Below are 25,960 nucleotides of genomic sequence, written 5' to 3' on the forward strand. Positions count from 1 at the left end.
ATGACGCTCAAGCTGAACCCCGAGGCCAAAGCGGTCTACCGCTCAATCCGGGAGGAGATAAGGAGGAGGTTAGTCCTCCCTGGGAGTTCTTCCATGCTGGATAGGTTTGAACCCACCTCCGATCGCGAGGAAATCCTCCGCAGGCAGACTTATTTCCGCCGAAGCCTTCCGAGGGTACGTCCGGAGTTGAAGGGGCAGATTGCCAGGGTCCGGCCAATCAAATTCCGCCGGGACTACCTCCACGACAGGATTCTGATAGTTGACGAGGGCGAGCTCGAAAGGGCACTGAACCTGGGTCTCTGCGAGGTCTCAACGAGCCTGGAGGATTCCGAAGATTATTCTCTGGTTCTCAGCACGGTTGGCTACGGCATCGACGTTGAACTTGTCCCCTCCCAGATAGCGCCGGAGCTCTACATCATGCCCCTCTGGGAGAACCGGGAAACTCTTAATGCCCTCGCCAGAATCGGCGAGCTAACCGGCGAGGGTAGTGTCGCCTCGGAAATCCTCCGAAAGCTGGACGAGCTTGGGGAGGTTATGAAAAAGCGGAAACTCCTCGACGGTCTTGAGGAGCTGGTAGCCGCGAAAGAGCGCGAGCTGAACGAGAAGATATCCGAGAAACTGGAAAAGTTCAGCCTGACTCTGAGCGGGAAGGAGCTGCTGGACTTCCTCGGCGAGCTTAAAGCCGGGAACTACGAGGCAATATTCAGACACTTCGGCGAGGTCGAGGGAGAAATCCTCGATCTGATCAATGAGGCTGAGGACGAGCTGAGCGAGAAGCTCGGTGTTGCCGTTGAGCTCTTCTCCCGGGAAGAACTGTATCCCGTGGCGGTTCCCCCGGAAAGTGTCGAAATGCTCCGTGAGGAACTGGAAAGAGAGCTTAAGGTTGAGCTGTACCTCAAGAGCCGGGAAATCCTTGAGAATGTGCGTCCCCTGCTCCCCGTTCTCCGGGAGGAGCTGGCCAGGGTTAACGAACTCGATTTCCTTCAGGCCATCAAGGAATTCACCGAGGGCTTCTCTTTCCCGGAACTTCAGAACGGTGGAATCGCGTTTATCAATGGGAGACACCTTTTCATCGAGAGTCCGCAACCTGTGAGCTACGTCGTGGGAGAAAAACCCGAAAACTTCGGCGTCCCGGACTCGGATGTTATCCACAATGAGAGAGTGGTCATACTAACAGGCGCCAACAGCGGCGGAAAGACCAGCCTTTTAGAACTTATGACCCAGATAACGGTTCTCACCCATATGGGACTTCCGGTTCCGGCGGAGAAGGCCTGGGTCGAGCCCCTCGATGAGCTGTTCTTCTTCAGAAGGAAGAGGAGTACCTACGGCGCCGGTGCTTTTGAGACGGCCCTGCGCTCCTTCGTGAGGGCGCTTAAGGGCTCCGGCAGGAAGCTCATTCTCATAGACGAGTTTGAGGCTATAACCGAACCCGGTGCGGCGGTTAGGATAATCGGCGAGCTTCTCCAAATAGCCCACGAGAAGGGCTTTTACGTTGTTATCGTGTCTCACCTTGGGGAGGACCTGAGGAAGGAACTTCCCTTTGCCAGGGTCGACGGGATAGAGGCCAGGGGCCTTGACGAAAAGCTCAACCTCATCGTCGACAGGCAACCCGTCTTTGGAAAACTTGGCAGAAGCACGCCAGAGCTGATAGTCGAGAGCCTTGCGAGGAGAAAGCGCGGGAAGGAACGGGAAATTTTCGAGAGGGTTCTGAGGGCGTTTGGACGTTCCTAACCGCATCGTGCTCCCTGGAGACGGCAGTGTGTAGGTCCCTGTGTAGGTGGTTACTAAACCTGTAGAAAGTCAGGTTATTACTCCTACACATTAGAAACATTTAAGTAGCCCCGCGACTTATTTTCCCCGGAGGGGTGTCCATGGACAAGAAAACCGCAGTGATACTGTCCCCGGTTGTGGCATTTATCTTCACGCTGGTGCCTTCCGCAGTCTTCGGCCCCCTGGCCGGACTGGTTGGAGGTGCCGTAGGGGTACTGGTGGCATTTGCGATCACGAGCAGTGTCACGAAGGAGAAGGAAATACCTCCCGATGTTATGAAATACAAGCGGGAGATAGAGGCACAGATCGACGCTATCGTCCGCATACTCGACAGGATTGCTGAGGGCGACCTCTCGGTGGAGGACGTTGAACTTACGGGGCACTTGGAGGATATCCACCACGCGATCGAGAAGATGCGCAGGAACCTCAGGGACATGGTGATAGAGATTCAGGAGGCCACGGGGGTTGTTGGAGAGCGCAGCCAGCTCGTCCGTGAAAACGTCGAGCAGATAAGTGAGGCCATCCAGCAGGTTGCCGAGGCTATCAACCAGGTGAGCATAGAGGCCCAGCGCGAGCAGGAGAACATCAACCACATGACGGAGACCATGCGCTACATCGACGAGATAGGCAAGGAGACCATAAGCACCATGGAGGACTTTGAGCGCTCCATGGGAGATGTCGTCAGCCTTGCCCGCGAGGGTGGCCAGAAGGGACAGGAGGCCGTGGGCCAGATCGAGGAGATAAGGAATATGATGCTCATGATAGAGGAGACCGTCAAGGGCGTCGCTGAGATGGGTAAGAACATCGCCAACATCACCAACGTTATCACGGGCATTGCCGAGCAGACCAACCTCCTGGCGTTAAACGCGGCAATTGAAGCCGCCCGCGCCGGCGAGGCAGGAAAAGGCTTCGCCGTCGTCGCTGAGGAGATTAGAAACCTCGCAGAGGAGAGCAAGAACGCCGCCGACGACATACGCAACATTGTGAGCCAGATTATGGAGAAGATACAGGAGAGCGTGGAGGTCACGGGCAAGAGCGTGGAAACTGTCTCCAACTCAACGGAGGTTCTCAAGGAGAGCGTTTCGTACCTCACCCACATAGCCGAACTGATGGCCGAGATGGAGGTTAAGGCCAACGAGCTCAAGAGCAAGGTGCTCGAAGAGGGCGAAAAGATAGACGAGGGCCTGCGCTTCCTGGAGAACCTCGCCGCCAGTGCAGAGGAGACAACCGCGGCGGCTGAAGAGGTCAGTGCCGCTGCGGAGGAGCAGACCTCCGCACTTGAGGAGGTCAAGGTGGCCATCACCGACTTTGAGCGGGTCGTGCAGGAGCTCGTGGAAGTTGCCAACAAGTTCAAGGTCTGATTTTTCTATCTTTTGATTGCATCTCCTACATTTTTCTCCCGAAAACTCGCCCTTTTCTCGTTCTTAAGTGGGTCGTTCCAGGCACGTTCTTCCGAGTGACTGGAAACACCCAAATATTGTAGGACCACCGATGGTGGGTCAGTCCACCCAGCTCCGCTCTCTGTATCTTCCCCTGCTCTCGATTTCTTCTATCTTCGCCTTTATTTCCTCGGCCTTCTCCTCACCCCTGACCTCGGCGTAGCCCTCCAGAACCGCCTCAAACCCCCTCTCGAACCAGGTGTAGTGGGTGCTCTCCATGGCGCGTTTGAGGAGGTGCAGGTCGACGCCCTGGGCCTCCAGGGTGGGGTCAAAGTCCGCCAGGCCAAAATCTATCAGGTAAACCTTTCCCTCCCGGAGTATCATGTTGGAGGTCGTCAGGTCACCGTGCACTATGCCCGCCTCGTGAAGCTTTCCAATCTGTCTTCCAATCTCGCGGCAGAGGAGAAGCCTTTCCTCCATTGGAACCTCCTCGAGGTGCTCCTTCAGTCTCTCCCCGCCGATGAACTCCATCGCAATTACCATGTCCCTCAGATTGACCTCGTAAACGTGGGGACAGTTCACACCGAACTCTTTGGCCCGGTGAAGAACCCTCGCCTCTCTAACCGTTCTCTCCTTCCTCAGCTTCTCATCGATCTCCCTTATGCGGTAGCGCTTTGGAATCCTGTGCTTGACGATTACCGTTTCGCCGGGAATGAGTTCCGCCCCGAAATACTCGCCGAATTCGGAGATGTATATCTTGGCCTCCGCGCCCTGCTTTATCATCCTCACCTCATCCACCCGCTCCCAGTTGTGCGCTGGGGTTTTAGGCCTTTCCCCCATTTCTAGGAGAAATTTTTGTCATTTTTCCAAAATTTATCGCGTTAATTGAAATTTTTGACCCAAAAACTTATATGCAGTGCTGACGAAGCGTTTCTGCAAAAAGGAATCTGATAGGAGGAATGTCAAATGGCACAGCTTAGCGGACAGCCGGTTGTTATTCTGCCTGAGGGGACTCAGAGGTACGTTGGTAGGGATGCTCAGAGGCTCAACATTCTCGCCGCGAGGATAATCGCGGAGACTGTTAGAACGACCCTCGGCCCGAAGGGCATGGACAAGATGCTCGTCGACAGCCTCGGTGACGTTGTTGTCACCAACGATGGAGCCACGATTCTCGACAGGATAGACCTTCAGCACCCAGCCGCGAAGATGATGGTTGAGGTTGCCAAGACCCAGGACAAGGAGGCCGGTGATGGAACCACTACCGCCGTTGTCATCGCTGGCGAGCTTCTCAGGAAGGCTGAGGAGCTCCTCGACCAGAACATCCACCCCAGCATCATCGTTAAGGGTTACACCATGGCCGCCGAGAAGGCCCAGGAGATACTCGAGGACATCGCCATAGAGGTCACCCCGGACGACGAAGAGACCCTCATGAGGATAGCCATGACCTCGATCACCGGCAAGAACGCCGAGAGCCACAAGGAGCTCTTCGCCAGACTCGCCGTTGATGCCGTCAGGCAGGTCGCCGAGAAGAAGGACGGAAAGTTCGCCGTGGACATCGACAACATCAAGATCGAGAAGAAGGCCGGCGAGAGCGTCGAGGAGAGCGAGCTCGTTCGCGGCGTCGTCATCGACAAGGAGCGCGTCCACCCCAGGATGCCGAAGAGGGTTGAGGGTGCCAAGATCGCCCTCATCAACGAGGCCCTCGAGGTCAAGAAGACCGAGACCGACGCGAAGATAAACATCACCAGCCCGGACCAGCTCATGAGCTTCCTTGAGCAGGAGGAGAAGATGCTCAAGGAGATGGTCGACCAGATCGCCGCCACCGGTGCGAACGTTCTCTTCGTCCAGAAGGGCATCGACGACCTCGCCCAGCACTACCTCGCCAAGTACGGAATCCTCGCCGTCAGGCGCGTCAAGAAGAGCGACATGGAGAAGCTCGCGAAAGCCACCGGTGCTAAGGTCGTTACCAACGTTAAGGACCTCACCGCCGAGGACCTCGGACATGCAGACCTCGTTGAGGAGCGCAAGATTGCCGGCGAGAGCATGATCTTCGTCGAGGGCTGCAAGAACCCGAAGGCCGTCACCATACTCATCCGCGGCGGCACCGAGCACGTCATCGACGAGGTTGAGCGCGCCCTTGAGGACGCCATCAAGGTTGTCAAGGACGTCATGGAAGATGGCTACGTCCTTCCGGCCGGAGGTGCTGGCGAGATAGAGCTCAGCATCAAGCTCGACGAGTACGCCAAGCAGGTTGGCGGCAAGGAGGCGCTTGCCATCGAGAACTTCGCCGAGGCCCTCAAGATAATCCCGAAGACCCTCGCCGAGAACGCCGGTCTCGACACCGTCGAGATGCTCGTCAAGGTCATCAGCGAGCACAAGAACAGGGGCAGGGCCATAGGCATCGACATCTTTGAGGGAGAGCCGGCCGACATGCTCGCCAAGGGCATCATCGAGCCGCTCCGCGTCAAGAAGCAGGCCATTAAGAGCGCCAGCGAGGCTGCCATAATGATCCTCAGGATCGACGACGTCATCGCCGCCAAGATAAGCAAGCCCGAAGGCGGCCAGGGTGGAATGCCCGGTGGTATGGGCGGAATGGGCGGCATGGACATGGGCATGTGATGCCCCCTATTCTCTTTCCTTATACTCAATCTTGTACCAACAAGGTTTTATTTTGGAATCCATCTATCCTTATGGGAGTGAGAGTTCACCGGAGGTGAGAGAATGGGGCTTGGTCTGTGGTTCAGAACTGGTCTGCTGATGGCCGTGCTGACCGGGTTACTGATGGCCATCGGCTACGCCTTTGGAGGCCCCAACGTGGCTTTCATGATGTTTCTGTTCTCAATGGTCTTCAACTTCATAACCTACTGGTACAGCGATAGAATCGTCCTGAGCTGGTACCGCGCGAGGATAGTTGACGAGTTCGAGGCCCCGGAGCTCTACGCCATAGTGAGAAAGCTCGCCGAGAACGCGGGCCTGCCGATGCCAAGGGTAGCCATAATCCCCAGCGAGACGCCCAACGCGTTCGCAACGGGCAGGGATCCGAAGCACGCGGTCGTTGCCGTGACCACGGGTCTGCTCAGAATCCTTGACAGGGATGAGCTTGAGGGTGTTATAGGCCATGAACTAACCCACATAAAGAACAGGGACATGCTCATCGGAACGTTCGCGGCGGCCCTGGCAGGTGCCATCGTCCAGCTTGCCTACTGGGCCCGGTGGATAGCCATCTTCGGCGGCTTCGGCAGGGATGAGGACGACGCCGGAAACGTTCTGACTGCGATACTCATAGCCGTCCTCGCCCCGATAGCGGCGATGCTCATACAGGCGGCCGTGAGCAGGTCGAGGGAATTCCTGGCCGATGAAGGCGGGGCGAAGATAAGCGGCAAGCCCTGGGCGCTCGCGAGCGCGCTGATGAAGATAGAGCGCGCCGTCAGCTACCGGCCGATGAGGGACGGGAACCCCGCAACGGCTCACATGTTCATAGTGAACCCGTTCAAAGGAACCAGCCTGGCGAGTCTGTTCTCGACTCACCCGCCGACGGAGAAGAGGATCGAGCGGCTCAGGAAGATGGCCGAGGAGATGGGAATCTACTTCTAAGGCCCTTTCCTTCTGTTTTTATCTTGCCTTTGCCGATAAGTGGATATTGTGAATTTCTGAAATTCTATAATTATTTAATTCTGCAATTACATCATCGACAGGCATTTAAGCGTTCGGGCGGACTCTTAAGAGGTGACGACCATGAAGGCCGTTAAAGCCACCCTTCTCTACGATGGTCTGGGCAACGTTTTGAGGGACGTCTACGTCGTTTTTGATAGAAACATCGTTGATGTGACGAAGGATAAGCCAAAGGAAGCTGAGGTAATAGCCGAGGGCGTTGTAACGCCGGCCTTCATAGACGGCCACAGCCACATAGGAATGGACCGCTACGGTGAACCCTACCAGGAGGGCGAAGCCAACGAGCAGATGGATGCTGTTCTTCCACTCGTCGATGCCCTCTACTCAATTTACATGGACGACAAGGCCTTCAAGCACTCCATCGAGTTCGGTGTGCTGTACTCCTCTGTCCTGCCGGGAAGCGGGAACATCATAGGAGGAAAGGCGGTCTTCATAAGGAACTACGGCAGGGACATAGAGGATGCCTTCATCCAGTATGCGGGCGTTAAAGCGGCATTCGGCTACAACCCGCGCTCGACGAAGGAGTGGAAGGGAACCAGACCGAGCACGAGGATGGGTGCGATAGGTATTCTCCTCAACTGGCTGATAAAGACCCAGAAGACCATAGCCCTCATCGAGAAGGGCAAGAAGGAGCCGGAGGAAGTTGAGCCCACTGTTGAAGCACTAATCCCCGTCCTCAAGGGTGAGATCCCGCTCCGCGTCCACGTACACAAGGAGGACGACATCGCGGCGCTGCTCATGATAAAGAGGAAGTTCGGGCTCAGAATAACCATCGAGCACGCTGGAGACGTTCACAGCAGGGAGACCTTCGAGAAGATTAAGGCCGAAGGCGTTCCGGTAATCTACGGTCCCTTCGACTCGCTCCCCTACAAGGTTGAGCTGAAGCACGAGGACTGGAAAAACGCCCGCTACCTGCTCGAGGTCAAACCGCTCTTCGGCCTCATGAGCGACCACCCGGTCACGCTCCAGGCGAACCTCTACCTGCAGCTCAGACACTTCATAAGGCTCGGCATGAGCAAGGCGGAAGCGATAAAGGTCATCACCCACAACAACGCGAAAATCCTCGGCGTTAACGACAGGCTCGGAAGCATCGAGAAGGGCAAGTGGGCGTCGCTCGTTGTCTGGAACGGCGATCCGTTCCACATGGAGAACTACCCGACGCACGTCTTCGCGGAGGGCGAGCTGATTCACGAGGCGGACTGGTGAGTTTTCTTTTTCCTAATTTTTAGAGAAAGAGAAGAAAGGCCTTCAGCTCACCCTAAAATCAAACCCCCTCGCGAAGGTGTAGGCCTCTCTAAGCTCTGGCCGCTCCTTGAGGAACCTGAGAATATACTGCCCGCAGTTCGAGCCGATGAGGTTCTCCCTCGTGTCGCCGACGGAGATAATGACGTCGTAGCCGAGCCTCCTCAGGTCGTCCACGAACTTCTTGTGCTTCATCGGAAGGCCAGTCCCAAGGTCAACGTCGTTGGTGAGCTTATTCTTCAGCACGCTCACCGTCGGGTTGAGGGGCGTTATCTTGATGAGGAAGTACTCCTTCGGGAAATACTCGGCTATGACTTCAGCATCGGCCTCATTCTCCCTCGCCAGGGCAAAGTTGAGCGTAATCTTCTTGCCGCCCTCGTCGTAGAAGGCCTTTCCGTACTCCGCGATTCTCTCGAAGTCCCACTTTCTGACAGGGATTATCTCGTCCCTCTGCTCCGGGCTGGTGGAGTGTATCGAGAACTGGAGCTGAAAGTTGGTGGGGAACATCTCCTTCTTAAGTTCCAGCAGTGCCTCGAAGAACTTGTCCGTCCCAATCGGGGCTATGGTCGAGAGAGACGGGTGGAAGTTCTCGTAGTGCTCGCCCAAAAGCCTCATCGCCTCTACCACGGCCATGTTGAAGCTCGGCTCGCCCATTCTCGCGAACTGCACCTTGAACTTCCTGGTTTTGGGCTTCCCGTTCCAGCGCTTCTGAATCGGGTACTCTATCTGCTCCATCAGCTCATCGACGTCGAGCTTTCCCTTGTAGAAGAAGCCTGCGTCGCACATCTTGCAGCCGACCGGACAGCCGTTGAGCGATGAGACGATGAGCACCCACTTCTCGGCCGGATTGTAGGTCGGAATCGATTCGACGAACTCCACTATGTTGCCCTTTGAGGTTTTCCCTATGTAAACGACGGCAACGTTCGGATCGCCAACCTCACTCAGTATCTCCATACCTCTCCCTCCTCCATATCACCATCGCGGTTTTGATTCCATCCGCTATCGCCAGGGCCGTCTGGCGGTAGATTCCGTTCTTAACGTCCCCAACGAGGAAAAGGTTATCGTCCTCGATGCCCTCCATAAGTTCGATGTTGGGAATCCTCCCTATGGCACCGAGCACCAGCTCAACCTCAAAGTCGCCAGCGCTCGTTCTGGCTAAAAGCTTTTGCTTCCCGCTTATAGGCTTTATTTCCCACACCTGTCCCATCAGCGTTTTGATGTTCGAGCGTCTCTTCACGAGTTCCTGGAGGTAGGGCAGGGCCTTTGGCTCGCTCCTCATGAGGATTACCACCTCATCGCTGGTCTCGCTCATGGTCAACGCGTAGTCGAAGGCCACATCGCCGCCGCCGATTATAAGAACCCGCTTGTAGTGCCTCCTCGGAACTTCAGCGACGTGGTAGATTATTCCATCGAAGGGGAGCTTTCTTGGCCTCGTTCCCGTCGCGACCACGAGGTACTTGAAGCGGTGAACCCCGCTCGCGGTTTCGACTTCAAAGAGTCCGCCGACCTTTTTAACGGCCTTGACCTCCTCGTAGATGATTTTCAAGCCATACTTTCTCACGTATTCCTCAAGGATTTCAACAACTTTCTCTCCCTTTATTCCGTCCGGGAAGAACATCGTGTTCTCGACGGAGTAGGCGTTCCTTATCAGCCCCCCGATTCTATCCCTTTCGAAAATCACGCTCTCTATCCCGTAGCGCGCCAGCTGCACCGCCGTCGCTATGCCCCCTATGCCGGCCCCGATTATCCCGACGAGAGCCATTCCAGCACCTCCCCTAAGAGCGGCGTAACCGCGAAGCCGTGAGAGAGGTTTCTAAGCGTAGCTTCGTGGAAAAACCTGTTTTGAGTCAGCGTCCCATCGACCGGAAAGACCACGTTGAAGCCCCGCACGAAGGCCTCCCTGGCGGTGGTCTCACAGCAGAGGTGCGTCATGACGCCGGTGATGACTACGGTTTCTACGTGGAGTTTTCTCAGAATGCCTTCAAGTTCGGTTCCGTAGAAGGCGTCGTAGGTTCTCTTCTCGATTACCGTCTCTGCAAAGGGCCGAAACTCGTCGAGAAGCCCATTCAGCGGGTCGTCTCTTGGCATATCGCCGCTCCACCAGCGGGTCATTATGTCGTCCCGATGGAAATGGCGGGTGAAAATTATCGGAACGCCGAGCCTCTCCGCCTCTCTGTAAAACTCCACAAGCCTTGGAACGAAGCGCGGCGCTGAAGGCAGGAACGCCCTGCTCTCCGGCCTGAGGAAGTACGCCTGAAGGTCTATCGCGAGAACGGCCGCATTCCGGAACGGCTTAACCTTCTCCCACTTCCTCGGCCTGAAGTGCCGCTCCCTCATCTCGGCTATGAATTCCTCGGTGAAGTAGTCCTCCTTCATGGTCGGAAAAAGGGAGAGTGGGCTTAAATGTCTATCCCCCGCGTCATCGCGCCGTCTATGACGACGGTGGAGCCGAGCATGTACTCCGCTTCCTCGCTCAGGAGGAACGCGATGAGCGAGCCGAGTTCTTCCCACCTCCCAGTCCTGTGGAGGGGCGTTCTGCCGAGCACTTCCCTCTCCCAGGTCTCCTCAAAGGGTTCTCCCTTCACCTCGGCGACGGCTTTGAGGTTCTCCCGTGCACCGGGTGTATCGAAGCTTCCGAGCAGAACGCTGTAGGCCCTTATCCCGCGCTTTCCGTATGTTCTCGAAACGCTCCTGGCGAGCTGAACCAGACCCGCCCGCGTTACATCTGCCAGAGCCAGCGGTGGCATCGGCTCCTTTATCGAGACCGAGTTGAGGTAAACGAGAACACCCCGGCGTTTCTTCTCAAGCCACGCCTGAGCAAGGAGGGTCGTTAGGTAACCGGGAGCGACCGTGTGAAGGGCAGAAGCCTCGATCCAATCTATATAGGTCGCCTCGTGGAGGAGGCAGGGTTCACAGCGGACGTTGCCGGCGTTCCAGACGAGGGCGTCGATTCCACCGAGGAGCTCCCATCCCTCCTTGACGAGGTTCTCCAGATCGCGCTGGTCGAAGAGGTTGACCCTAACGGAATAAACCTCACCGTAGCTCGAAAGCTCATCCAGGGCCTTCTTCAGGTTCTCCTCGCTCCGGGAGCTTATAACAACTCTCGCGTTCCTCTTCAGCAGTTCCCTTGCAACGTTGAAGCCTATACCGCGCGATGATGCCGTGACGATGACCCCTAGGCCGTCCAGATTTATCTTCACCGGCATGTGGGAGAGTTGGGGGAAGGGAATAAAACGCTTTCCCAAAACTTTATACGTCAACCTTCGAAGTGCCAACCATGACCGAGCCGAAGGATATAGTGCTTAAGGAGAGCCAGGAGGTCGAGGGCCTTCCAATCGAGGGGCCCTGGCCCGACGAGGTTTCGAGCATTGAAGAGGTTCTCGATTATTACGAGCGCATAGGTTTTCAGGCGACGCACCTCGGAAGGGCGATAGAGATCTGGCGGAAGGTAGAGGAGAAGCGTGCCAGCGGCGAGGAGGTTAGAGTTTTCCTCGGCTACACCTCCAACATAATTTCCTCCGGCCTGCGCGAGCTGGTTGCGTGGCTCGTCAAGGAAGGTAAAGTGGACGTCATCGTCACGACCGCCGGCGGAATCGAGGAGGACTTCATAAAGGCCCTGAAGCCATTCATCCTCGGTGACTGGCAGGTGAACGATGCCCTGATGCGCGAGAAGGGCATCAACAGAATCGGCAACATCTTCGTGCCCAACGACCGCTACATCGAGTTCGAGAAGTACATGATTCCATTCTTCGAGCGGGTTCTTGAGATGGAAAAGGAGCGCGGAAAGCCCTTAACCGCGAGCGAGTTCATCTACGAGATGGGTAGGTACATGGACGAGAAGCTCGGGAAGGAGAAGGAGCGCTCGGTTATTTACTGGGCCTACAAGAGGAACATCCCGATTTTCTGTCCGGCCATTACCGACGGCTCAATCGGCGACATGCTCTACTTCTTCAAAGAGGAGCGCGGGGACAGGGAGCTGGTCATAGACATAGCCAACGACATAGTCAAGCTCAACAACCTCTCCGTTACCGCCAAGGAGACGGCCTCAATAATCCTCGGAGGCTCGTTGCCAAAGCACGCAATAATCAACGCCAACCTCTTCAGGGGCGGAACCGACTACGCGATTTACGTGACGACAGCGATTCCCTGGGACGGCTCGCTGAGCGGTGCACCGCCGAGCGAAGGCGTCAGCTGGGGCAAGATAAGGGCTAAGGCTGACTACGTCGAAATCTGGGCAGATGCGACGCTCGTCTTCCCGCTGCTGGTGTGGAAGGTGATGAAGGAGTAATAGGCATTGTATTCATTCTGTTTTTTCTTTCTCGTGGAGGAGCGTTACCAGTTTCTTCTTGAGCATCAGTTAGGGCTTTGGGGTTTTGTTCTTGCTGTTGGAGCCAAACTTCGTATTTTGGGTTAGGAATATACAAGTAGTAATCTAAAAACCATAATTGAGTGCCACGTCTAAAATCTGCATATTTGAGTAATTCAACGAATTGCTCATACTGATTCTGGGAGGACTCATTTTGTATTTGGAAGTCTATAAGGCTATTCAAAGCATTAACTAAATCTCGATGTATCTGTGATTTGTTAACCAAAACTGCAAGTGTCCATATTGATATGTACTGGAACACCATGAGAATTATTACCAAGAACTTCTGATCAACTGAAAGACTCAAAAAGGATTCAAACCCGAATAATACACCCAATGCCATTCCCATTAAGACAATAGCGGCGAAAATATATCCTAGCACTAATGTCATGGGACTCTCTTTACCGAGCTCAATAAAATCTTCATTGAGGTAAGGTAGTCTCCTGGCAAGATCTAAAAAGTACTTTTCTTTTCTAAATATAAGAAGAACTAGGGCCCCAAAAAAGAGCATTGTACTAATTATATCCAAGTTCATTATGCTAGTTAAATTTTTCGAGATCACGTTGAGATGAGATGAAATGTAAATCATAGCAGATAATCCACCTAATAATCCAAATGCTGTGATACCTGGATAGATGTTCTTTCCGATGATGACTTCTGCTCTATACTCTACAACACTTCTAGGGAGTGAATCTTCATTTTCCTTGTCTCTGCTCTGCTTTTTGTTGGAGCGATATATGCTAGTTATTGTTGTCCAAATTACCCAGATTCCAAAGAGCAATTTGAATGAAATGTCCCAATATTGAAGAATGTTAAGTTGACTGGAAACATAAATTGTTGCAGCAATTGACACAAGAGTGGCAAAGAATTCGTTTCCAGTATTTATTTCACTAAGCTTAATGCTGAGTTCTCTAATTTCTTCTTTGATATCGTTTTCAAATACCCTTCCTGTTATTTTGTTCACGGCATCACCTCTTCTGTCTATTGTCGTGCACTTCGTCAGCTATAGACTAGTTAGAGTGTCTTAATTTAAAAGAATTTAACATCTTATCAGGTTATAAGGTGATTCTTAGCGACTTCTAAAATCCTCTCCTCCCCACCGGGCAGAACCAGCGGGCGCGATAAGTGCTTCCTCGCATCGGGCGGCACTTCGTAGATTTTCCTCTCCAGTTCGCGCGGGACTTCGACCGGGATGAGCTTCTTCGGCATCTTATGGCCACAGCGCTTGCACTTGAGGTAGTCGCCCTTGCTCTTCATAGTTCCACCGCACTTCGGGCACTTCGGCTTTTGGTACTCAACTCTCGGGACGAGCTTCACCGGATAGAACTTTTCGAGGTTGAGCGTCAGAACGCCGTCGTGCTCCTTAATTCCTCCCGCCGCGATAATCTCATCGCCCGGCAGGAGCTTCCTGACCCAGTTCCGGAACTTCTTGGTCGGCTCGAAGGCTGCGACGCGGATTCTTCCAGTTTCGTCCTCCAGCTCGAAGAAAACGTGCCTCCCACGCTCCCAGTAGGGGCCGGCAACCCTCCCCCTAACCACGGCGCTGTCGTAGAGCTTCAGCTCACCGATTTTCTTTGGGGTAAGGTGGTCGTCGGTGTTCTGGTTCGTCTTGTAGAGCTGGTAGAACGCAACCGGCTCCCCAAACTTAACCCGCTCGAAGGTCTGAATGACCTTTCCCCGGTCAATTCCCCTGATGCCGACGAGAACGGGGTCTTTACCATGGGGCGTTATGAGGACGCTCCTCTTGTAGGGGTCAACGTTGTCGTAGGTGAAGGGATAGCTCCAGCGGTCGGCGGCGAAAACGCTCTCCCCCTCCACTCTCCTCGGAGTTCCCCAGCTGTCCGGCTCTCTGTAAGCTAACAGCTCGTAGGTGAAGCGTTCAAGGGGATAGCCTATCGCCGCGAGGGAGCCTATTATGCCCCTACCGAGCTTGAACTTGAAGTACTCTGCCTCAACTTTCTTCGCGACCCTTTCAGCCTCCTCGATCGTAACGTGCTCCCGCAAAGCCCTCAACGAGAACTCGCGGAGCTCTTCTGGAATATCTCCTTCGAAGAACACGACGCCAGGGTTAGTATTTTCGTGCTCGAAGTCGGAGAGCCGGTCCACATAGAAGAGAACGGTATCTTTGATCTCCGGGATGACCTCTTCATCGACCTCGAAGGTCATCGCGACCGCTCCGTTGCCCCTCGTTTTGTACGGGATGTTCGGGTTGAGCCTTATCAGCCTCGGCAGGTCTATGGGCTCCGCTATCCGGGAAAGCTCGAGGTAGAGGATGGCACCGAGGTATGTGGTGCACATGCCGTTGGGTGAGTCGGTGTCGTCGATTCCGATGTGGAGGAGCATGGTTGAAGAAAAGGGGAGGGGGTTTAAAAATCAACCGCCGAAGAGCCAGAGCACCGCGTCCGGAAAGCGCCTCGACCAGTAGTACTCGTTGTGTGTGGCTCCCTCGTCCTCGATGACGAGAAGGTTTTCGCCATCAACGTAGCCTTTCTCCCTTAATACCTCCACCATCTTTCTGTTGGTTTCTACCATTTCGCTCGGATCGCTCCCCTCAAGGGTTCCCCAGTCGATGTAGATTTTCTCCGGGCCCTCCGGGGCGTTCCTCACGAAGTCGTAGATCTCCGGGTTGAACCAGAAGGCTGAACTCATGGCTCCAACGTAGCGGAAGGTCTCGGGGTATTTGAAGCCGGCGTAGATTGAGATGAGCCCTCCGAGGGAGGAGCCCATTATTCCCGTCTCGTTTGGCAGGGTTCTGTAATGGGAGTCGATGTAGGGCTTAAGCGTTTCGACGATGAAGCGGACGTAGGCGTCTCCCTCCCCGCCCCTTCCGTAGGCCTCGTTCCTCCATGGCGAGTACTCGTCTATCCTCCCCTCGCCGCCGTTGTCTATGCCGACCACTATGACGGAGAAGTTTCTCTCCCTAAAGAGGTTCTCCAGGGCCTTGTCCACCCTCCATTCGCCGGCGAAGGAGGTTGCCCGGTCAAATAGGTTCTGGCCGTCGTGCATGTAGAGGACGGGGTATCTTTTGTAGCCCCTCCCATAGTCGGGCGGCAGGTAGACCCATATCCTCCTCGTCCTGTTGAGCTGAGGTATGAACATCTTGAAAGTCGTCACGTTCCCGACTATCGTATGCGTGCCAACTCCGGTTTCCTCCACGTAATCGCGCCAGTGGTAAATCGTGAACTCGTACCTCCCGCTTTCTTCCAGCACCAGGACCCTGTTCGGAATTTCCTCGCCGTCTCTGCCCTTCTCAACGGTCTCCCACGAGCCGCGGGTGAACTTGAACTCGATCTTGGCTCCTTTCTTGAACTCCAGCGTTATCTCCCACTTCCCGTCGTCGCGCTTCCGGAGTCTGTGGTTTTCGTCACCAGGATTCCAGCCGTTGAAGTCACCTGCAATATAGACCGAGTCGTTTTCCGGCGTGTAGTCGGGGACTGAGACGATGAATGTAACCGTGACCACCCCAGAGGTTTCCGTAGCGGTGGAAGTCGTTTCATTGTCCCCCTCGAGTACTTCGGTGCTCGTTGTTCCCGTTGTTGAAGCGGAGCTCGTTGGCACCGGGGTGCTCTGGGGAGAACCGGTCGTCTCAATGGTCTGGAAAGCGGTGCTGCCGTTGGACTGTCCTGAGGTCGTCTGCGTGGTTCCGCCGCCGTTGAGGCATCCCGCGGAGAGTACGAGCATTCCCGCGAGCAGCACGACAAGGAGTCTGGTTGGACCTTCTTTTACCACCCGTTCCACCCGCCTGATAGTGGGAGGGTATCCTTATATCCTTAACCGGACTGTCAGGATTGAATAGGTGCAGTTACAACCTGAGATGGTGAAGGCCATGATTCCCAAACTCAACATCGACGAGAAGATAAAGGAAATCACCGAACCCTGGTCTCCCGTTGAGCTGATGCGGGTGAACGACTACGTCGTTAGGATGGCCCTCTTTGATGGCGAATACCACTGGCACAAGCATGAGAACGAGGACGAGCTTTTCTACGTTTACAGGGGGCGCATAGTGGTTCAGCTGAGAGGCCAGCCTGATGTGGTTCTCAACGAAGGCGAGATGACGGTCGTGCCCGGGGGGTGGAGCACTGCCCCAAGCCCTCGAACCTTCGTACGTTCTGATGTTCGAGCCTGCGGAGCTGAAGAGTGAGGGGATTGACCCGTCCTAAAGCAGGTTCTGAGAAGAAAAAATATCAAACCAAATCAAACGGATTTCCCTCTATGGGTTTTACCGTTCGTTGGACTTTCATTTATCGCATCCTGCTCCCTGAACCGCTCGTACATCAGCACATCAACAAAGCCCTCCCCCGGGACGTACTGGTGCTTCCTCCAGCGGCCGGCAAGTTTGAAGCCGTTCTTCTCAAGAACCCTTATCGATGCGATGTTTGTCTCGAAGACGTGGGCATAGACCTTCCGCAGGTTGAGCCACTCGAAGGCGTATTCGAGGGCGAGCTTTACAGCCTCGCTGGCGTAGCCGTGGCCCCAGTGCCTTCTGGCCAGGAAGTATCCCAGCTCGGCGCGCCCGTTGTGGTGGTCTATCCTGTGCAGCCCCACAAGTCCAACGAGGGAGCGCGAGGAGTTCTCCATGATCGCAAATACCTTTTCGTGCTTCTTTTCTCGCCTCAGAGCCTCGTACCACTCCAGCTCGTCCTCGTAGAAGAATATCTCCTCCGGGAAAGAGAGGTACTTCCTGACATCGCGGTCGTTGTACCAGAGCCAGACCTGCCGCAGGTCGTCCTTTAGAAGCATGCCTATCGACACGAGACTTCCCCTGAGTATGATCGGCCTCATAGCGACACCTTAACTTTATATAAGCGGCTTGCGTATTTAAGGATGATGGACAGGGAAAGGCTCATACGGACGGTTGAAGCGATACTCAGGGGCACGGGATATAAAACGGCGCGTATGGAGTTTAAGGGCTCGTGCTTTGACATAGTGGCGAGCAGGTTATTCCTCTTGCTCTTTATAAAGGTGGCCACCAACATCGATGCCGTCACTGGGGAGCAGGCGGAGGATCTGAAGAGGCTGGCCCGCTTCTTCAAGGCTTCGCCCCTAATTGTCGGCCTAAAGACGAAAAACGCCGAGCTTGAGGAGGGCGTCGTTTACGAGAGGTTTGGAATCTACGCCCTCAGACCCGAGACCCTCTACGACGTTCTTGTCGAGAACGAGATGCCGGCAATATTCGCCGAGCGCGGCGGCTTTTACGTGAGGATAAACGGCGGCCTATTGAGGAAACTGAGGGAGAAGTACGGATACTCAATAAACGAGCTGGCGCAGCTCCTCGGCGTCTCCAGAAAGAGCCTCAACAACTACGAACGCGGTGAGCAGGCTGTCTCGCTAGAGGTCGCCATCCGCCTTGAGGAGCTCTTCGACGAGCCCCTGGCGGAGCCCATCGACGTTCTCCACTCGACCGTTGAGGCCAACCTCGACGTTACCCCCGAGACACCGCTTGAGAGGGAGATATTCGACCGCCTCAAGGAGCTGGGCCTCGGCGTTGTCAAGGTCAAGAAGGCCCCCTTCAACGCTGTGTCGAGGGAGGATGAGTTCAGGATTCTGACTGGCATAGACGAGCGCAAGACCCGCTCCACAGTCAAGCGCGCCGAGATGGTGGCGGAGGTTGGCAGGATAATAAACAGCGACGGTATATTCATACTCGAGAAGACCAGAACCGAGGTCGTGGGGGAGGTTCCCCTTATCCCGAAGGACAGCCTCGATGAGGTGAGGGACGCCGACGAGCTCATAGACCTCATAGAGGAGCTGAAGAAGGAGATAAAGAAGCAGCTCTTCGGCTGATCGCGTTCCGGCTGTTCCCCTTCAGCTGAACAGCACCTTTCTCCAGGTCTCCCGCAGTTTGGGCACGTACTCCCCCGGTGACGCTATGAGGACGGCCCAGCGCGGCGTCTGACGCCTCTTCAGGGCGTTGGCCAGGGGCGTAACCCGGGTCAGCGGCTGGATGCTTCCGTCGTCCAGGAGAACGTTTATCTCCGTTGCCTTAAGCCTCGGCTCGCTGAGCATGAGGTCCGCTATGCTGAACTCCAGGATCACTTCCCCTTCCCTCGCACCAACAGCATCGGCGAGTGCCCTTTCTATCTCCTGCCTCCTCCTGACGTTCCTGTACGCTGTCAGCAGCTCCCTCTTTTCCTCGGTACTCAGTTCGTCGGCGTTTGCCAGAACCGCGGCCTTGTAAAGCTCCCTGTACTTCACGCGCCGCACCATCTCCGCGGGGAAGCCCTCGAGATCCTCCAGCTCCACAAGAACGCGGCAGTCGGTCATCTTCCAGAAGTCCCAGAGGTGGCCCTCCTCCAGGGCGAACTCCAGGGCCCGGGTGAGCATTCCCTCCGCTATCTTCACGGTGTGGTGGAAGTAAACGCGGGAGTACATGAGGGAGCGGGCGACCATCATGCCCTCAACGGCCTCGATGCCCTTCTCATCGACAACGAGCTCGCCGTCGTGAATCCGGAGAACCTTCATGAGCCTCTCCAGGTCGATTATGCCGTGGGCGACGCCGGTGTAGTGGGCGTCCCGGACCAGGTAGTCGAGCTGATCAACGTCAACATCGCCGTGTAGCATCTGGCCGAGATAGCGCTTTTCGTGTTTGCCGAGGATGAGGTTCGCCACGTCCGCCGGTTCGAAATCATAGCCGTAATCCTCAATTATCTCTGGAATCTGGCCGCCGTTCCCGCTCTCGGTTATGTTGACCTTGCCGAGAACTATATCCTGTCCGAGCCGCATGTGGTCGTGCTCTTTAACGTAGTGCTTGTATATGCTCTCGAATGTGTGGCTGAAAGGCCCGTGCCCGATGTCATGGAGCAGGGCCCCGACCTGAAGGAGCATGCTTTCATCCTCGCTCAGTCCAACTTCTGCGGCGAGTCTTCGGGCTATGCTCCACGCGCCGAGGGAGTGCTCGAACCTGCTGTGGTTGGCACCGGGATAAACGAGGTACGCGAGACCGAGCTGTCTTATATTCCTGAGACGCTGGAACTCGGGGGTTTTGACGAGGTCAAGAATGAGTCCTGTGAGCTTCATGCTGCCATGGATACCGTCGTGAATAATTTTCCCATTCATCGCTATCACCGCTGAAAATTTGAGAACAGGCTTAAATAAATTTTCGGCATTGTGACAATGGCACGGTGAAATAGCGGAAAGGGAATGTCCATGGTTTTTCGGGGTTATGGCCTCCCATCCAGCGTGCCTGGTCCCTTCCCGCCCCCCAGGGCAAGTTTTCAACGGAAAAAATGCAACCCTGGCTGGGTTGTTATAGGGAAGGTTTTTATACATCGGCGCCTATTATTATGCCATGGACTGTATGAGCCTGCTGGAGGGGGTTTACGCTGGCCCTTTGAACATTCCTGAGCCCACTACTGGACATCTTCTGAACATGCCTGGCCATCAATTCGTCGGCACCCGGTACTGGAAAAAACTACCGGGTAGGGCGACCCAAAATCTTAAAGAAATCTCCGACAGGAGTTCAATCGAAGTCTTTGAAGGCCTTCTGAACCCGGAGGCGGCCTGCGCAATGGGCGGCCCTGGGTCGTGTCCAGATACTGCAGAAGTAGGGTTCGTTTTTACCGGAGATCGGGCATCGAACAGAAACGCACCACAGCTCATCGGGTGAGTGATACTGCATTTTCCTCCCAGGAATAGCGGCGATGGCTGCAGAATGTGTCCTATGAATAAGGACATCTTCAAACTGTCGCGGCCCGTCCGGAGATCTGCCGCCGAGTTCGAGAAGGGGAGGCGTGGCTAGGGTGCTTCCTTTGAACCCCCTTCAAATGGGACTGCTTGAACGTTACACATGATATGGGGTGAACCAATGGACGGTACCCAAACAATCCTCGTGGTTGAGGCATCCATAGTTATGCTGGCGGATTTAACCGCCGCAATGGTGATATTTAAAAAGTACCTCTCAACCCGCAGGAAATCGGTACTCGCCTTTTCCCTGGCGTGGATATTTGATTTTATCTTTGTCCTTGCCAGTGCCTTCCAGGATGTGGGCTGGCTTGAGGTTGTTGGATTGATCTCACTGCCCCTATTTGCGGGATTGATGTTCTACGGCTCGGTTCTGTTTATGGGGGAGGAAAGCCTTGGAATACGCCACGGCAACTTGGGAAAAATGGGACTCATGCCGGTTATGTTCATGTTTTATATGTACGCCACATATTACTACACGAACAACGCCCTGTGGACCGCCACGGTAGCCGCCTCATTTGGTATAAGCGGGGTTTTCGTCGTTGGGGCGGGGACTCTGCTGTGGGACGTGAGGGAGATTTATCATAGTGCCGTGAAGTACCTTTCCATAGGCATTATCTTCTTTGGACTTCACCTGATTCCCGCCGCAATTTTAGGCACCCACACTTGGTACATGCCGGTGGGGTTCACACTCTCAATGGTTCTCATAGTTGAGATGGCATGGGCCATGCTTCGTCTAGTGCACATGGACACTTTTGAGAACATTTCAAAAAGCGTTCCATCGGAGATAGACATGAGCCCTGGAGTGATGGTGGTGGATCAGAAGAGCTACATTCAGCTCAAATCCGTCCTTGCGAACTCCCCAGTCCTTGCATTCATACGCAATGTCTCCGACATTCCGGAGACGTGGACATACTACTTCGTGACAACGGTTCCCTTTGAAAGGGCTGCCAAAACGCTTTATCCAACTGATTTGGCTAAGATGGTGGAAATCTCCTACCGCTATATGGAGAAAGTCTCCGCCTCCGGCGGCAGGGGCGTTGTTGTTATTGACTGCCCGGAATACCTCGCGGTTTACAACTCCTGGGAGAGCCTTATGAAATTTCTCTCGAAACTGCGGGACATTGTCGTCATCAACAATGGCACCCTGATACTGGTCGTTGAGAAGACCAGCTTCGACCCCCAAAGGTACTCCCAGCTCGTACGGCTTATGGAGTGAGGCAGCTTTATATACCCTCTTTTTCAACGTGTTAATGCCCCCGCGCGAGGACTCTGGGGACGAATGAACCAGAGTGCGATGCGGGGGCTACAGCCCGGTCTTACAGCGAGGTCCCCGCGGGAGGGCCTTCCGCGTTACGGAGCACAATGGCCGCGGGAAACCCAGACCGGGCACAGACGGCCCGCCTGGGTTAGCCCGCCTGAGCCCGCCGTCTGGCATCGATGAGGGCGGGAGTTACGGGCGGGCCATAGCATAGTAACATTCCGTGGAGTAAGATTTATTAGCTTCTTGTGATAGTTTTATCCGGGGATATGCGTGGCAAGTCAAAGGAAGAACCCCCGGGACGACGAGGAAGAAAAAATCAGGGACGTTCTCCCGTGGGGAAAATCGAATTTTCTCAGTGATGTTATTGCGGAAAGGAAAAGGGAGCGCAGTGAGGCCCTTGAGATAGTGGAGAATCTCGTTGATCCAAACGTCCTCCCAGATGAGGTTAAGCCCATAATAAAAAAGCCGGATAAAAAGGAGCTGATTGGGGAGTGATGGGCCTCTAGTACAGCACAACCTCGACGGTCTCTCCCTCGAGGTACCCCTCGCTGTCCTCCGAGATTTCTATGTACCCGTTGCTCTCCACCAGCGAGCTTATTATTCCGCTGCCCTTCTTCTTGATCGGCCTGGCTTCCCCGTTCTCGTACCAGACCTTCACGAACTCGTGCCTTCCGAGCTGGCTCGAAACGCGCTCGGTGAGCCTTGCCCGAACCCGGACCTCGTAGTCCCTAGCCCCTACCAGCTTCGCAAGGGCGTGCTTGACGTAGAGGTGGAACTGGGCGAAGACAGCTACCGGATAGCCGCTCATTATGAAGACCCTCTCACCGTAGCCTACCGGCCTTCCGGGCTTTATCGTCGTACCGTGGAAGAGCAGTTTGACGAAGCGGTGGGCGAAATCCTTATCGCCGAAGGCGGAGCCGCCCGTGACGAGGACGAGGTCGCACTCTCCCCTTGCCCTCTCTATTGCAGACCTGATGGCACCTTCATCGTCTGGAACGACGCCATAGAAAACCGGCTCGCCGAAGTACTGCCGCACCAGCCCCATGAGCATAATCGAGTTGCTCTCCATAATCTTCCCGGCCTTCAGCGCGCCTTCATCGAATTCCTCGATGAGCTCGTCGCCCGTGATTATTATCCCGACGCGGGGCTTCCTCTTGACCTTCACGCTCCTGAAGCCGATGCTCTTGAGGAGCGCAAGGTCTTGAGGCCTTAAAACCTGCCCCTTTTGAAGGACAGCCTGCCCCTTCTTCACGTCCTCCCCCGCGAAGGCCACGTTCTGGCCCGGGGCAACCGGCCGGAGAACCCTTATGACCTCTCCCTCGCGCTCGACCATCTCCTGCATGATGACGGCATTCGCTCCCTCCGGCATCTTCGAGCCCGTCATTAGCTTCACCGCCGTGCCGGGCTCAACCCTCGCTCCGCTCTCCTCCCCGGCGACTATCTCGTCCACGACCCTGAGTTCAACCGGACTGTACTCCCTCGCCGGGAATGTGTCCTCCGCCCGGAGGGCATAGCCGTCGACGGCCGAACGGTCGAAGGGCGGGCTGTCTATGGGGGAAACGACGTCCTCGGCCAGAACCCGTCCAAGGGCCTCGGAGACGGGAACCTCCTCGACGTCCTCAAGCTCGCTAACGTCTTCCAGCACCATTTCAAGGGCCTCTTTATACGGAGTCAGCCGTTTGAACTCTCTCACGTCACTCCCTCCCGTGTTTGAGTACGTGGCCGGCCTCTTTGAGGATAATTCTGATTCCAGTCCTTGCCGCGCCGAGACTGCCGGGCAGGCAGAAGACGGCCATGGTTCTGCCGGAGCTCCTGATTATCCCGGCGGTTGCCCTCGTCATGACCGCTGCGGTGCCTATCTCCTCATAGCTGAGAAGCCTGAAAACCTCGCCGAAGCCTGTCAGTTCCTTATCTAGGAGGGGCCTGATGCTCTCTATCGTCACGTCCCTGCTGGCTATCCCCGTTCCACCCGAGGTTACCAGAACCTCTGCCCCCGCCCGGAAGGCCTCGACAACGGCACCGATTATTTCCATCTTCTCGTCGGGAACGACCGCGTAGTAAACCTTCTCATGTCCGGCCTTCTCCAACTCCTCGATGAGAAACTTCCCGCTCTTATCCTCCTTCTCGCCCCTGCTCGCGGTGTCGCTAACCGTTATGACCGCGAACTTAAATTTCTTTGGAGCCTTTCTCTTGTGTTCCTCCGCTCCCATATTACCACCCGATTAAGCTTGTTCCCGAACTTAATAACCTTTCAGCAAACGGAAGCGTTTAACGGCGCAAGCGTTATATCCCCCCGGAGCGGACGGTCGTTCATGAGGTTCGATCACTTCATCAAGCGCTTCAACGAGCCGCTGCTCGCTCTGAGCAACGCACCCCACAGAGGCGGCCTGACGAAAGCAAACGGCTTCTTTTTCATGATGGTCTCCAAGAACTACGCCGGGAACTACCGGAAGGACTGTGCGGACTTTGAGAGGGAACACGGGCTCAAAAACTTCGTGGGCTTCATGACTGCCGCGGAGGTGGGTAAGGTTCTCTCGGTTGCAATGAGCGGGAGTGTTACGGCCTACGTCACGGCTGGGATAACGAACCCCGCCGTGGCCGGTGATGTGCCACCTCCCTGGACACCGGGGACGATAAACATCGCCCTCGTCATAGGTGATGGGCTTACCGTCGGGGCCATGGCGAACGCCATCATGACGGCAACCGAGGCGAAGACCTACACACTGCTGAGGCTTGGCTACAACGCCACCGGGACGACGAGCGATGGGATCGGCGTTTTTGCTCCGGAAGGTGGGGTAGAATGGGCAGGGACGGCGACGGAGCTTGGAGTAAGCATCGGAAAAGCCATCAGGAAGGCACTTGAGGAGAGCATTGAAAAGTGGGAGATGACGAGAAGTGTTAAATAACTTCAAGTCCTACAAAAATCAGTCGAAGCTAAGGTGGAAAGGCTTTTCCTTGATGCACAAGACCTGTTATTGAAGATACGATTGAAAGAACTCCAAAATGCAGTTACTCTGGAGGAATTGATCAGACTCGCTGAGAAGGAAACGGAATACACGGAGGACGTGGAGGACATAACCCACATGATACGGAAGATGAGGGAGAGGGACTATGACTACTAACGTCGTGCTCGATACTAGTGTCTTTGTGAAGGGCTTCATTGCACCAAAGCGTCGGAAAGCGGACGATATCTCCTATTCTCGACTTGCCCTCCACAGAAAGATGAAGTCCATTCTCGACGGAGGTAACCATGGGTAGGATACTGCTACATGAGCCGGTTGTTATGCTCGTGGAGACTGCATCTGTTGTCTCCCGCCCCTCCAACAGTCCCGCCCTTTCAAGGCTTGCAATTGGCTTCCTCACTGAACATTCCCTGCTATACTCAGACGTTTATCTCCTCGAAACTGCCATCGACCTCGGAATCACTACGAAAGCAAGCGGTTTTGATGTCCTTTTCTTGGCCTGTGCCATGATGACCAATTCGAAGTTAATAACCGATGATAAAAAGATGTATGACAAGGCGGTAGATGCTGGAATAAATGCTGAACTGCTCAGAGAGACGGTTTCATCTCCATGAGTCTTCTGTAAAGCTCCTCCACTTTTCCACTGACGTCTTCTGGAGAGAACCCAGCTTTCACGGCCAGCCACGTGGCCCCACCAGCCCCAACCCCTTCCTTCACGTAGCCCCTCTCGTAGTCCCTCAGCCCCCTGAACTCGCTCTTCGAGAAGTCTAGATCGGCGGCGTAGGTTATTACCCCTATCTCCTTCGCAGTTTCAAGGAACGTTGCGCTCCTGTCCTGAACTACCCACTTCGTGGTTGCTATCATGAACCTGTCCATGTTCTCACCGAGCCCCTTGAGTACCGCAGAGACCGCCAGCATCTGGGTTCCTCCCGCTAAAACGACATTCTTTCTGAATCCCATGGAAATTCCAACCACCGCGGCAATCATGGGGTCGCCGAACTGTCTGAGGGCTTCAAGAGGTCTCTCCGCTAGGTCTCCGGCCTCAATCCCGGCCCGCCGAAAGCCCTCCGTGATGATCCTCTCCTTGAGGTCGGTTGGATTATTAGGGGAGGCGGAGGAGGTTCGCGCGTCATAGCCAAGGGCCCGTAAGACCGCCTGGGCTGTAGTAGTTCCGCCGGGTGTGGATTCGCCGATAACAAGCTCTTCAAAGCCGGTTTTGTTGAGCTCCTCACCGAAGAGCTTGGCGAGGCGAACGATTTCCCCGAACTCCGGGAGGGCGGGTTCCTTCCTGAAATCCCTGCCAACGTGTCCGCTGATGTGCACGTGGGGAACGAGAGGCGCCAGATACGTGCCGGCGCGGACTATCATCAGGGGAAAGCCGGCAAGTTCCCTGGCTGCCTTGGTTATGATTGCCGGCGTTGGGTGCCCCTCGGGGGTAACGGGTATCACGTCAATAATCCTCGGCATCTCGTAGAAGAGGTACTCCGCATCTGCCGGCGGAGTGAGCTTTGTCAGCTCGGGCGTCGCTCCTGCAACGCTTATTCCCGGAACGGTGCTTATCTCTGTGTTTCCAAGAACTACAAGCATGAGGCTCTTCATGACACCACCGCTGGAGTTTTTATCC

Annotated in this window: 26 protein-coding genes; 13 read left to right on the forward strand and 13 right to left on the reverse strand. The window is 55.2% G+C overall.

The window, feature by feature from the left end; translation table 11 throughout:
- Together FPV09_RS01435 and FPV09_RS01440 are read left to right on the forward strand one after the other, a co-directional pair.
- Nucleotides 1–1,731 (forward strand): P-loop NTPase family protein, encoded by a 1,731-nt coding sequence (locus tag FPV09_RS01435; protein WP_148882104.1) that lies wholly within the window; start codon nt 1–3, stop codon nt 1,729–1,731.
- A gap of 140 nt (nt 1,732–1,871) precedes the next feature.
- Nucleotides 1,872–3,131 (forward strand): methyl-accepting chemotaxis protein, encoded by a 1,260-nt coding sequence (locus tag FPV09_RS01440; RefSeq protein ID WP_148882105.1) that lies wholly within the window; start codon nt 1,872–1,874, stop codon nt 3,129–3,131.
- A gap of 138 nt (nt 3,132–3,269) precedes the next feature.
- Here the strand turns inward: FPV09_RS01440 and FPV09_RS01445 are convergent, their stop codons facing one another.
- Entirely contained in the window at nt 3,270–3,938 is a 669-nt protein-coding gene (locus tag FPV09_RS01445) for a Kae1-associated kinase Bud32 (protein ID WP_148883593.1), read from the reverse strand.
- Between the two features lie 177 nt (nt 3,939–4,115).
- Between FPV09_RS01445 and thsB the strand changes: the two genes are divergently transcribed.
- The 3 genes from thsB to FPV09_RS01460 all read left to right on the forward strand — a co-directional run bounded on the left by thsB (nt 4,116) and on the right by FPV09_RS01460 (nt 8,027).
- Complete coding sequence (gene thsB, locus FPV09_RS01450; protein WP_148882106.1) at nt 4,116–5,768, forward strand: thermosome subunit beta; 1,653 nt, start codon at nt 4,116–4,118, stop codon at nt 5,766–5,768.
- Between the two features lie 102 nt (nt 5,769–5,870).
- A complete protein-coding gene (locus FPV09_RS01455; protein ID WP_148882107.1) occupies nt 5,871–6,743 on the forward strand; it encodes a zinc metalloprotease HtpX in 873 nt (290 codons plus the stop codon).
- Between the two features lie 141 nt (nt 6,744–6,884).
- Nucleotides 6,885–8,027 (forward strand): amidohydrolase, encoded by a 1,143-nt coding sequence (locus FPV09_RS01460; protein ID WP_148883594.1) that lies wholly within the window; start codon nt 6,885–6,887, stop codon nt 8,025–8,027.
- Between the two features lie 42 nt (nt 8,028–8,069).
- Here FPV09_RS01460 and FPV09_RS01465 read toward each other — a convergent pair whose 3' ends face one another.
- Genes FPV09_RS01465 through FPV09_RS01480 form a run of 4 tightly spaced genes read right to left on the reverse strand, consistent with a single transcriptional unit; the run spans nt 8,070 to nt 11,269 of the window.
- Nucleotides 8,070–9,017 (reverse strand): radical SAM protein, encoded by a 948-nt coding sequence (locus tag FPV09_RS01465; RefSeq protein ID WP_148882108.1) that lies wholly within the window; start codon nt 9,015–9,017, stop codon nt 8,070–8,072.
- Complete coding sequence (locus tag FPV09_RS01470; RefSeq protein ID WP_148882109.1) at nt 9,001–9,825, reverse strand: NAD(P)/FAD-dependent oxidoreductase; 825 nt, start codon at nt 9,823–9,825, stop codon at nt 9,001–9,003. The genes FPV09_RS01465 and FPV09_RS01470 overlap by 17 nt, the downstream gene beginning before the upstream one ends.
- Entirely contained in the window at nt 9,807–10,439 is a 633-nt protein-coding gene (locus FPV09_RS01475; RefSeq protein ID WP_148882110.1) for a cysteine hydrolase family protein, read from the reverse strand. The genes FPV09_RS01470 and FPV09_RS01475 overlap by 19 nt, the downstream gene beginning before the upstream one ends.
- Nucleotides 10,440–10,462: 23 nt before the next feature.
- Nucleotides 10,463–11,269, reverse strand: a complete 807-nt coding sequence (locus FPV09_RS01480; protein WP_148882111.1) for an SDR family oxidoreductase — start codon at nt 11,267–11,269, stop codon at nt 10,463–10,465.
- Between the two features lie 71 nt (nt 11,270–11,340).
- Between FPV09_RS01480 and FPV09_RS01485 the strand changes: the two genes are divergently transcribed.
- Nucleotides 11,341–12,351, forward strand: a complete 1,011-nt coding sequence (locus FPV09_RS01485; protein WP_148882112.1) for a deoxyhypusine synthase — start codon at nt 11,341–11,343, stop codon at nt 12,349–12,351.
- Here the strand turns inward: FPV09_RS01485 and FPV09_RS01490 are convergent.
- The 3 genes from FPV09_RS01490 to FPV09_RS01500 form a co-directional block, all read right to left on the reverse strand.
- Complete coding sequence (locus tag FPV09_RS01490; RefSeq protein WP_148882113.1) at nt 12,272–13,393, reverse strand: hypothetical protein; 1,122 nt, start codon at nt 13,391–13,393, stop codon at nt 12,272–12,274. The two genes, FPV09_RS01485 and FPV09_RS01490, sit on opposite strands and share 80 nt — an antisense overlap.
- An 86-nt stretch (nt 13,394–13,479) precedes the next feature.
- Entirely contained in the window at nt 13,480–14,772 is a 1,293-nt protein-coding gene (tiaS, locus tag FPV09_RS01495) for a tRNA(Ile2) 2-agmatinylcytidine synthetase TiaS (protein ID WP_148882114.1), read from the reverse strand.
- A 30-nt stretch (nt 14,773–14,802) separates the two neighbouring features.
- The gene (locus FPV09_RS01500) at nt 14,803–16,167 is read right to left on the reverse strand and encodes an alpha/beta hydrolase (RefSeq protein WP_246112286.1); all 1,365 of its coding nucleotides are present in this window, start codon (nt 16,165–16,167) and stop codon (nt 14,803–14,805) included.
- Nucleotides 16,168–16,225: 58 nt separating this feature from the next.
- Here FPV09_RS01500 and FPV09_RS01505 point away from each other — a divergent pair, with 58 nt between their 5' ends.
- On the forward strand, nt 16,226–16,570 hold the full coding sequence (locus FPV09_RS01505) for a cupin domain-containing protein (RefSeq protein ID WP_210411144.1): 345 nt from the start codon (nt 16,226–16,228) through the stop codon (nt 16,568–16,570).
- A gap of 53 nt (nt 16,571–16,623) precedes the next feature.
- Here the strand turns inward: FPV09_RS01505 and FPV09_RS01510 are convergent, their stop codons facing one another.
- Nucleotides 16,624–17,211 (reverse strand): GNAT family N-acetyltransferase, encoded by a 588-nt coding sequence (locus FPV09_RS01510; RefSeq protein WP_148882115.1) that lies wholly within the window; start codon nt 17,209–17,211, stop codon nt 16,624–16,626.
- Nucleotides 17,212–17,256: 45 nt separating this feature from the next.
- On the opposite strand from FPV09_RS01510, the gene FPV09_RS01515 reads away from it, so the two are divergent.
- Nucleotides 17,257–18,213 carry a transcriptional regulator gene (locus FPV09_RS01515; protein WP_148882116.1) on the forward strand — a complete coding sequence of 319 codons (957 nt, stop codon included), beginning with the start codon at nt 17,257–17,259 and terminating at the stop codon, nt 18,211–18,213.
- A gap of 21 nt (nt 18,214–18,234) precedes the next feature.
- On the opposite strand, the gene FPV09_RS01520 is transcribed toward FPV09_RS01515, so the two are convergent.
- Nucleotides 18,235–19,485: an HD domain-containing protein gene (locus FPV09_RS01520; RefSeq protein WP_148883596.1), complete on the reverse strand. Its 1,251-nt coding sequence runs from the start codon at nt 19,483–19,485 to the stop codon at nt 18,235–18,237.
- A 232-nt stretch (nt 19,486–19,717) separates the two neighbouring features.
- On the opposite strand from FPV09_RS01520, the gene FPV09_RS01525 reads away from it, so the two are divergent.
- The 3 genes from FPV09_RS01525 to FPV09_RS01535 all read left to right on the forward strand — a co-directional run bounded on the left by FPV09_RS01525 (nt 19,718) and on the right by FPV09_RS01535 (nt 21,868).
- Nucleotides 19,718–20,035, forward strand: a complete 318-nt coding sequence (locus FPV09_RS01525; protein WP_148882117.1) for a hypothetical protein — start codon at nt 19,718–19,720, stop codon at nt 20,033–20,035.
- 198 nt (nt 20,036–20,233) lie between these two features.
- Nucleotides 20,234–21,328 carry a DUF835 domain-containing protein gene (locus FPV09_RS01530; protein ID WP_148882118.1) on the forward strand — a complete coding sequence of 365 codons (1,095 nt, stop codon included), beginning with the start codon at nt 20,234–20,236 and terminating at the stop codon, nt 21,326–21,328.
- 315 nt (nt 21,329–21,643) lie between these two features.
- Nucleotides 21,644–21,868 (forward strand): hypothetical protein, encoded by a 225-nt coding sequence (locus FPV09_RS01535; protein WP_148882119.1) that lies wholly within the window; start codon nt 21,644–21,646, stop codon nt 21,866–21,868.
- Nucleotides 21,869–21,875: 7 nt separating this feature from the next.
- Here FPV09_RS01535 and FPV09_RS01540 read toward each other — a convergent pair whose 3' ends face one another.
- Both FPV09_RS01540 and FPV09_RS01545 read right to left on the reverse strand, forming a co-directional pair.
- Nucleotides 21,876–23,066: a molybdopterin molybdotransferase MoeA gene (locus FPV09_RS01540; RefSeq protein ID WP_148882120.1), complete on the reverse strand. Its 1,191-nt coding sequence runs from the start codon at nt 23,064–23,066 to the stop codon at nt 21,876–21,878.
- Between the two features lies 1 nt (nt 23,067).
- Nucleotides 23,068–23,583 carry a MogA/MoaB family molybdenum cofactor biosynthesis protein gene (locus FPV09_RS01545; RefSeq protein ID WP_058939438.1) on the reverse strand — a complete coding sequence of 172 codons (516 nt, stop codon included), beginning with the start codon at nt 23,581–23,583 and terminating at the stop codon, nt 23,068–23,070.
- A 102-nt stretch (nt 23,584–23,685) separates the two neighbouring features.
- Here FPV09_RS01545 and FPV09_RS01550 point away from each other — a divergent pair, with 102 nt between their 5' ends.
- The gene (locus tag FPV09_RS01550; RefSeq protein ID WP_148882121.1) at nt 23,686–24,279 is read left to right on the forward strand and encodes an adenosylcobinamide amidohydrolase; all 594 of its coding nucleotides are present in this window, start codon (nt 23,686–23,688) and stop codon (nt 24,277–24,279) included.
- A 344-nt stretch (nt 24,280–24,623) separates the two neighbouring features.
- The gene (locus FPV09_RS12115) at nt 24,624–24,950 is read left to right on the forward strand and encodes a PIN domain-containing protein (RefSeq protein ID WP_246112287.1); all 327 of its coding nucleotides are present in this window, start codon (nt 24,624–24,626) and stop codon (nt 24,948–24,950) included.
- Here the strand turns inward: FPV09_RS12115 and cobT are convergent.
- Complete coding sequence (cobT, locus tag FPV09_RS01565) at nt 24,925–25,935, reverse strand: nicotinate mononucleotide-dependent phosphoribosyltransferase CobT (RefSeq protein ID WP_148882123.1); 1,011 nt, start codon at nt 25,933–25,935, stop codon at nt 24,925–24,927. The two genes, FPV09_RS12115 and cobT, sit on opposite strands and share 26 nt — an antisense overlap.
- Nucleotides 25,936–25,960: the final 25 nt, after the last annotated feature.

This window comes from Thermococcus aciditolerans (assembly GCF_008152015.1).
Lineage (GTDB): Archaea > Methanobacteriota_B > Thermococci > Thermococcales > Thermococcaceae > Thermococcus > Thermococcus celericrescens.